Annotated in this window: 7 protein-coding genes and 1 pseudogene; 3 read left to right on the plus strand and 5 right to left on the minus strand. The window is 62.5% G+C overall.

The genetic code is table 11. The features are described 5' to 3' along the window. Positions 1–101 precede the first annotated feature (101 nt). The 3 genes and pseudogenes from J7573_RS25320 to J7573_RS25330 form a co-directional block, all read right to left on the minus strand. Positions 102–2525: a TonB-dependent receptor gene (locus tag J7573_RS25320; RefSeq protein WP_294341290.1), complete on the minus strand. Its 2424-nt coding sequence runs from the start codon at positions 2523–2525 to the stop codon at positions 102–104. A gap of 129 nt (positions 2526–2654) precedes the next feature. Then, entirely contained in the window at positions 2655–3530 is an 876-nt protein-coding gene (locus J7573_RS25325; protein ID WP_294341275.1) for a FecR domain-containing protein, read from the minus strand. A gap of 7 nt (positions 3531–3537) precedes the next feature. Continuing rightward, positions 3538–4041: pseudogene (locus J7573_RS25330) on the minus strand (RNA polymerase sigma factor); the annotation flags it as partial. Positions 4042–4177: 136 nt separating this feature from the next. On the opposite strand from J7573_RS25330, the gene J7573_RS25335 reads away from it, so the two are divergent. Beyond that, positions 4178–4666 carry an LEA type 2 family protein gene (locus tag J7573_RS25335; RefSeq protein ID WP_294341276.1) on the plus strand — a complete coding sequence of 163 codons (489 nt, stop codon included), beginning with the start codon at positions 4178–4180 and terminating at the stop codon, positions 4664–4666. An 8-nt stretch (positions 4667–4674) separates the two neighbouring features. Here the strand turns inward: J7573_RS25335 and J7573_RS25340 are convergent, their stop codons facing one another. Beyond that, positions 4675–4938 carry a hypothetical protein gene (locus J7573_RS25340; protein WP_294341278.1) on the minus strand — a complete coding sequence of 88 codons (264 nt, stop codon included), beginning with the start codon at positions 4936–4938 and terminating at the stop codon, positions 4675–4677. Positions 4939–5065: 127 nt separating this feature from the next. Between J7573_RS25340 and J7573_RS25345 the strand changes: the two genes are divergently transcribed. Further along, complete coding sequence (locus J7573_RS25345; RefSeq protein WP_294341281.1) at positions 5066–5386, plus strand: DUF883 family protein; 321 nt, start codon at positions 5066–5068, stop codon at positions 5384–5386. 3 nt (positions 5387–5389) lie between these two features. Here the strand turns inward: J7573_RS25345 and miaE are convergent, their stop codons facing one another. Further along, a complete protein-coding gene (miaE, locus tag J7573_RS25350) occupies positions 5390–6007 on the minus strand; it encodes a tRNA isopentenyl-2-thiomethyl-A-37 hydroxylase MiaE (protein WP_294341284.1) in 618 nt (205 codons plus the stop codon). 154 nt (positions 6008–6161) lie between these two features. Between miaE and J7573_RS25355 the strand changes: the two genes are divergently transcribed. Then, positions 6162–7025 (plus strand): universal stress protein, encoded by an 864-nt coding sequence (locus tag J7573_RS25355; RefSeq protein ID WP_294341287.1) that lies wholly within the window; start codon positions 6162–6164, stop codon positions 7023–7025. The last annotated feature ends 135 nt before the right edge of the window (positions 7026–7160 follow it).

Here is a 7160-nt window from a genome sequence, read left to right on the forward strand (position 1 = left end):
CGGGCTTGCCCGCTCCCACAGGAACAGCGCTGCCCTGAGGTTGGGCGCTATCCCTGTGGGAGCGGGCAAGCCCGCGAAGAGGCCGGGTCAGGCAGCAAGAATCAGTAAGCCATGCTCCAGGTCAAGGTGTAGGTACGGCCGCGGCCCTGGTAGTCATACAGATAGGCCGGCCCGTAGGTCGGCGAGTAGAACAACGTCGCCCGCTGCCCCCACACGGTGCTGTACTGCTTGTCCAGCAGGTTCTGGATACCCGCGCTGAAGGTACCGAAGCCGGTGTCCTGACTGCCCAGAAGGTCGAAGGTGGTGTAGCCGTCAATCTCATGATCGGCATCGTCCTTCAGGCTGAAGGCATGGTTGGCCTGCAGCCGCGCGCTGCGGCCATCGCCCTTCCAGCCGACGAACGCGGTGGCCTTGGACAGCGAGGCATAGCGGGCATCGCGCTTGATCCAGCCGCCGTCGGCGTCCTCTTCTTCGGAACGGGTCAGGTGTACGGTACCCCCCGCCTCCCAGCCCGTCTGGAAGTGCCGGGTCAGCGCGCCTTCGAAGCCGAAGTCGCGACTCTTCTGGTCTTCGACGTTGATGGTCAGCGTTTGCGAGTCGACGTTGATGATCTTGTCCGACCAGATGTAGTACAGCGCTGCCTGCGCGTCCCAATCCAGGTCGGCATAGCGCCAACCCAGTTCGACCTGACGGCTCTTGATGCCGGCCAGCGGGTTGTCCGCAACGCTCAGGCCAGGCTTGCCGTAGTACTTGGCCGGGTCCGGCAGGTCGAAGCCTTCGCCATAGTTGGTCCACACCTGGTGGCCGTTTTTGAAGTCGTAGATGGCGCCGACGTTGTACAGGTTGACCTCATAGTCGTTGCTGCCACCGGGCACGCCCTTGAAGTCGCTGACATCCACGTCCATCTGCTGGCGCCGGGCGCCGCCGGACAAGGTCAGGTTGTCAGTGGCGTGCCAGTCGAGCTGGGCGTAGACCGAAACGCCGTCGACCCGATAGCTGGGATAGCGCTCGGCCTTGCTCTGCTTATCCAGGTCCAGGCCGCCGCTGTCGGATGAAGTCTGCGCATCGAAGGTGGTCTGGTCAGCATTGAAGCGCTCGCGATCCAGGTCGACGCCATAGGTCAGCTTGAGGGTATCCCACTGCTTGGCGAACAGCCCCTTGAGGCTGGTGACCTCGAAGTTCTGCTGCGAGGCGGCGAAGTACACGCCGCGCGCACCGGTCGGCGTGGCGCGGTTGTAGTACGGGAACGGATAGAAGTTGTCGTCTTCCTTGCGGTACGAGGCCTGCAGGTAGAAGTCCTGGCCCAGCACATCGGTGTGGTGGTAGTTGGCGTTGAGCAGCAGGCGCCGGGTGCGTGGCTCCAGGTCCGAGGAATAGCCGCTGCGCAGTTCGGCGTCCTCCAGGTCGGAGGGGGCGTTGTAGTTCAGGTTGGGGAAGTAGATACCGGTACTGCCGTGGTTACCGGAGTCGTAGTACTGGGCCAGCAGGTCGAGGCTTTGCTCATCGGTGAGCTTCAGGCCGAGGGTGCCCAGCACGTCTATGGTGCGGTTGTACTGCAGGTCGGTCTGGGTGGTGTCGATGAAGATCTGATCGCCCGCGCCATCGTAGAAGGCTTCGTTCTGCTCGCCGGAAATCCCCAGGCGCCCGCTGACTCGCTCGTTGCCGCCACTGACCGACTGGGCGAAGCGCGTGGCCAGGTCGTCGCTGTTGTTGAAGCCACTGCTGGCACCCAGCTGGGTCTCGAAGCGTGCCGGGCCCGGTTCGCCCTTCTTGGTGACGATGTTGATGATGCCGCCGGTGGCGCCGCCGCCGTAGATGGCGCTGGCGCCGGACAAGACCTCGACGCGTTCGACGTTGAACGGTGAAATGCTGTCGAACTGGCGCGACAAGCCACGCGAGCTGTTCTGGCTGACACCGTCGATCATCACCAGCACATTGCGCCCACGCATGTTCTGGCCGTAGTTGGTACGCCCTTCGGGTGCCAGGTCCAGGCCTGGCACCAGCTTGCCGATGGCTTCCTTGAGGCTGACACCGCTGTCGATCTGTTCGCGCAGCTGCTGTTGGTCCACCACCCACACCGTGCCGGGGATTTCGCTGATGGCGGTGCTGGTGCGCGAGGCAACGCTGACTTCAATGGGTTTGAGGTTGACCGCCTGCGGCGCAGGCGCGGCCTTGCGCAGGGTGACCGTGCGCGCATCGTTGAATTGCCAGGCCATCTCGCTGCCGGCCAACAGCACCTGCAACGCCTGTTCGATGCTGAAGCTACCCTGCAGCGCCGGGCTGTTCAGGCCTGCCACATCCCCCGTGGTGTACAGCAGGTGCAGGCCGGCCTGGTCGGCGAATGCGGTCAAGGCTTGATCCAGAGGTTGTACCGGCAGGTCCAGTTGAACCTGGCGCGCTTGCACCTGTGCTGGCACGTCTGTGGCGGCCCATACCTGCAAGGGGCCGGCGAACATGGCCAGGGCGCTGCAGGACATCAAGGCATGGTGAAGGCGACCGCCGCGACGGTGGGAGGGCATGGGCAAAAGAGGCACGAATGAGCTTCCAGACAAGTCGTAAATGAGAATGGGTTGCTGATCAGTCCCACTACGACGTTCTGGCTTGTACGAACTTGCAGCGCCAAATGAAAAAAGTTTCGATTATTTTTTACAGGATCAGTGCACCACGGCCAGCCACGGCAGATAGGTGACCTTGAGGCCGTAACGCTGCTCCAGCGTGCGCAGCAGCGCCTGTGGCTCGTTCAGGTCGAATACACCGCTGACTTCGAGTGCCGAGAGCTTGTGGTCGGAGAGCAGAATGCGGCCGTGCTGGTAGCGTTCGAGCTCGGCCAGCACCTGCCCCAACGGTTTGCCATTGAAGATCAGCTTGCCCCGCTGCCAAGCCGTCTGCGCGCTGGCGTCGGCTGCGATGGCCAGGTTGCGATCACCGAGCCGCGCTTCACCTTTGGCCAGCACCACATGGCCGTCACGGCGCACACTGAAGGTTGCCGCCCTGCCCTGCACGGCCTCGCCGGCGGTTTCAACCACGAAGGGGCGTGGGTCATCGGTGGTTTCGAACAGCGCCTCACCGGCCTCGAGCGTCACCCTGCGTTCGCCGGCGCTGAAGGCCACGTTGAGCGCGCTGCCGCTGTTGAGCAGTACCCGCGACCCGTCCGTCAGGGTAATGCGCTGTTGCTCACCAATGCTCGTGTGGTAGTCCGCCAACCACACTGGCGCCTGCTGCCAACCGCCGTAACCTGCCACCAGCAGGACCAGGGAGGCGGCGATGCCCGCGGCCCAGTGGCGCTTGCCGAGGCGCGCGGGCGCTGCTTCGAACACCTGGGCAGTCGGCGTATGACCCAGATCCTGCCACAGCGCTTCGGCCTCCTGCGCCGCCTCGGCATGTGCCGGGCTCAGCTGGCACCAGCGCTGGTAGCGTGCCCGATCAGTGGCACTGGCATGGCCCGAGTGCAGCAGCACCTGCCAGTCGAGGGCATCGTCGGACAAGTCACTGATCGGCTGCGGAGCGTGCATGGTCGAGGTATCAGTCATGGTTGTGCTTGAGCCAGTCGCGGCAATGGCGCAGGGCCTGGCCGATGTATTTTGCCACCATGCTCTCGGAAACGCCCAGCCGTTGTGCGATCTGCGCCTGGGTCAGGCCCTCGACTCGATTGAGCAGCAACGCCTGGCGAGCATTGCTGGACAACTGCAGCAGCGCTTCGTCGAGTATCTGCAGGCGCTCACGGGCCAGCAGTGTCGCCTCTGGTGCCGGCGCAGGGCAGGCCACCTCCCCTGCGCCATCGCTGTCCTCATGGCTCGCTGCGATGCGCTGTTCACGGCGCAGCGCGTCGATGGCCAGGTTGCCGGCCACACGGAAGATGAAGCTGCGCGCATGCAGCACCGGCACCGCCTGCTCGTCGATCTTCACCAGCTTCAGGTACGTCTCCTGCGCCACGTCGGCGGCCCTCTGCCGGTCGCTCATGCGCCGGGTGAGAAACTGCAGCAGGTCGTCGTAGTGCTCCTGGAAACTTGCCAGCAGACCGGACACGGGAGACGTCAGCATGGGGTAGAAACACTGCCAGTAGGAGGAATTGTCGGGCGTTAATGAGAAACAGTATCTTTCATAAAGCCCAACACTTTCAACGCCGCCGTGCATTTGCCACACTGCAGGCACTACTTCGTCGGCAAGGACTTTAGCTATGGCTGCCCGTTTGCACCGCTTCCTTCGTCTGCTGCTGGTGCTGATGCTGGCTGGCGGGCTCTACGCCTGCGCGCTGTTCCAGGCTCGTGACCCGCTGAATATCAGTGTGATCGGCATCGAGCCGCTGCCGGGGCAGGAGCTGGAAATGCGCATGGCAGTGAAGATGAGGGTGCAGAACCCCAATGAATCGGCCATCGACTACAACGGCATTGCGCTGAACCTGGAGGTCAACGGTCAGCCGCTGGCGGCCGGCGTAAGCGACCAGCAAGGGCACATCGGCCGCTACGACGAAGCCGTGATCGTGGTGCCGGTGAGCATCACCGCGTTCGCCTTCCTGCGCCAGGCCTATGGCCTGGGCAAGCTCGATTCGCTGCAAGGGATGCCTTACAAGCTGCGTGGCAAGCTCGCCGGCGGGCCGTTGGGCACCGTGCGCTTCACCGACGAGGGCAAGCTGGACCTGCCCAAGGCGGGTAGCCAGTATTGGTAGGGGATGGATCAGCGATTGGCGCTGGCAGCAGCCATCATCTTGTTGACCTCGCTGCGGACCATGCTGGCGTATTCCGGCGGCGACAAAGCGTCCAGTTCGGCACGCACCCATTCAGCCCACTTGCCTTTGCGGCGTGGTTTTTCGGCGATCAACCGCGCAGCTTCACCCTTTGCCTTGCCCAGGTTGTTCTGCCACATCTCGAACAGCCGGGCCTTCTCCGCCTCGATCTGCGCCCGTTCCTCGAAGCTCATGTTGGCCAGATTGAAAGTCATGAAAGTACCTGCCTGTTGAAAATGGCCGCTATCTTACACCCTGGCGTCGCATCATCGGCAAAGCCGTCGCAACTTTCCCGGCGCGCTGGCATCCATTGTTCAATCCCCCATCAACGAGGACGTGTTCATGGCCCGAAAAACCGCCGCACTGGCCGACAGTGATCAGATCAAGGACCAGGTGTTCAGTGAACTGCAGGCATTGATCGAAGAATCGGAAAAGCTGCTCAGCGAAAGTGCCGCACTGGTTGGCGAAGAAGCCGAGACCCTGCGGGCGCAGGTGAGCCTTAAACTGCGCCAGGCACGCGAGGCCGCCGGCCAGGTGCGGGCCAAGGCGCAACCGGTGGTGGACGCCACCCAGGACTATATCGGTGGCCATCCATGGCAGACCGTTGCTGTGTCCGCGGGCTTCGGCCTGGTGATCGGCCTGCTGCTGGGGCGCCGCCACTAGGCGTCAGGCTGCCTGCACCATCGGGATACCACTGTGGAAGCGGAGTTCCTGATCAGGAGACTGGATCAGCTCCGCTTCCGCCGCGCGTACCAGTTCGACGCGGCGGGCGATGTCCGCCTCTTCCCCGTATTGGTGGGCCAGCTTCAGGTAGCCCTGATAGTGGCGGGCTTCGCTTTTCAGCAGGCCGTGATAGAAGGTGCCGAGTTCCTCATCGAGGTGTGGCACCAAGGCCGCAAAGCGCTCGCAACTACGGGCCTCGATGAATGCCCCGACCACCAGGGTATCCACCAGCTTCACCGGCTCGTGGGCACGCACCAGGCGTCGCAGGCCAGACGCATAACGCCCCGCCGAAACCGGCCGCAGCGGTACGCCGCGACGCTTCATCAACCGCAGCACCTGCTCGTGATGCACCAGCTCTTCACGGGCCAGGCGCGACATCATGTTGATCAGGTCCAGGTGGGTGTTGTACTTGGCGATCAGGCTCAGGGCGGTGCTGGCAGCCTTGAACTCACAGTTCTTGTGATCGATCAGCAGGGTTTCCTGGTCGGCGAGTGCCGCTTCGATCCAGGCATCTGGGGTCGGGCAGCCGAGGAAGGCATCGATTTCGGGGATCAGCGACATAAACGAACAACCACACTGGACAGGCAAGACCGGCGATTATACCGACGGCGACGGGCAGCACCAGTGACTATGCTTGATGTACATCAAGCGGCGACGCGGGAGGCGCCGACTATAGTCAGGCATTGGTCGCCACCTTTGAACGGAGTTCACGCCCATGCAAGCTGTCCGTAGCATCCTCGTCGTCCTCGACCCCGAACATGCCCATAGCCGCGCGCTGACCCGGGCCAAGTTGATTGCCGGCGTGACCGGTGCTCGCCTGCATCTGCTGATGTGTGACAAGAAACATGACCACAGTGCGTTGCTCAGTTTGCTCAGCAGCCAGTTACATGACGATGGCTATGACAACGTGACCCATGAGCAGAAATGGCAGGAAAGCCTGCACGAGTCGATCATCCATGTACAGCAGGCCGAAGGTTGTGAGTTGGTGATCAAGGAGCATCGGCCGGACAATCCCCTGAAAAAGGCCCTGCTGACGCCTACCGACTGGAAGCTGCTGCGCCAGTGCCCGTGTGCGGTGCTGATGGTCAAGAGCGAACGCCCCTGGACCGGTGGCGTGATCTTGGCAGCGGTTGATGTGGGCAACCAGGACGAGGATCATCGCCGCCTGCATGCCAGCATCATCGACCATGGCTATGCCATAGCCGGGTTGGCAAAGGGCAACCTGCATGTCGTCAGTGCGCACCCCTCCCCCATGCTGTCGGCGTCGGACCCGGTTTATCAGCTGAGTGAAACCATCGAAAAGAAATATCGGGAGGCCTGCAGTAAGTTCCAGGCCGAGTTCGATATCAGTGAAGACCGCCTTCATGTCGCAGAAGGGCCAGCCGATGTGCTGATACCCCATTTCGAGAAGCAACTCGATGCCGTTGTCACGGTGATTGGCACAGTTGCGCGCACCGGGATTTCCGGTGCCCTGATCGGCAATACCGCGGAGGTGGTGCTCGACTCGCTGGAAGGCGATGTGCTGGTGCTCAAGAGCGAAGAAGCGACGGCGCACCTGGCCGAAGTTGCCCGAGGCTGAAGGTTTCCTTCGTGCGGAAAGACAAAACCCCTACCTGCATGCGCAGATAGGGGTTTTGCGAAATGAATCTTGACGATGACCTACTCTCACATGGGGAAACCCCACACTACCATCGGCGATGCATCGTTTCACTAC

Origin of the sequence: Pseudomonas sp., assembly GCF_017744435.1 — a bacterium.
Taxonomy (GTDB): Bacteria; Pseudomonadota; Gammaproteobacteria; order Pseudomonadales; family Pseudomonadaceae; genus Aquipseudomonas.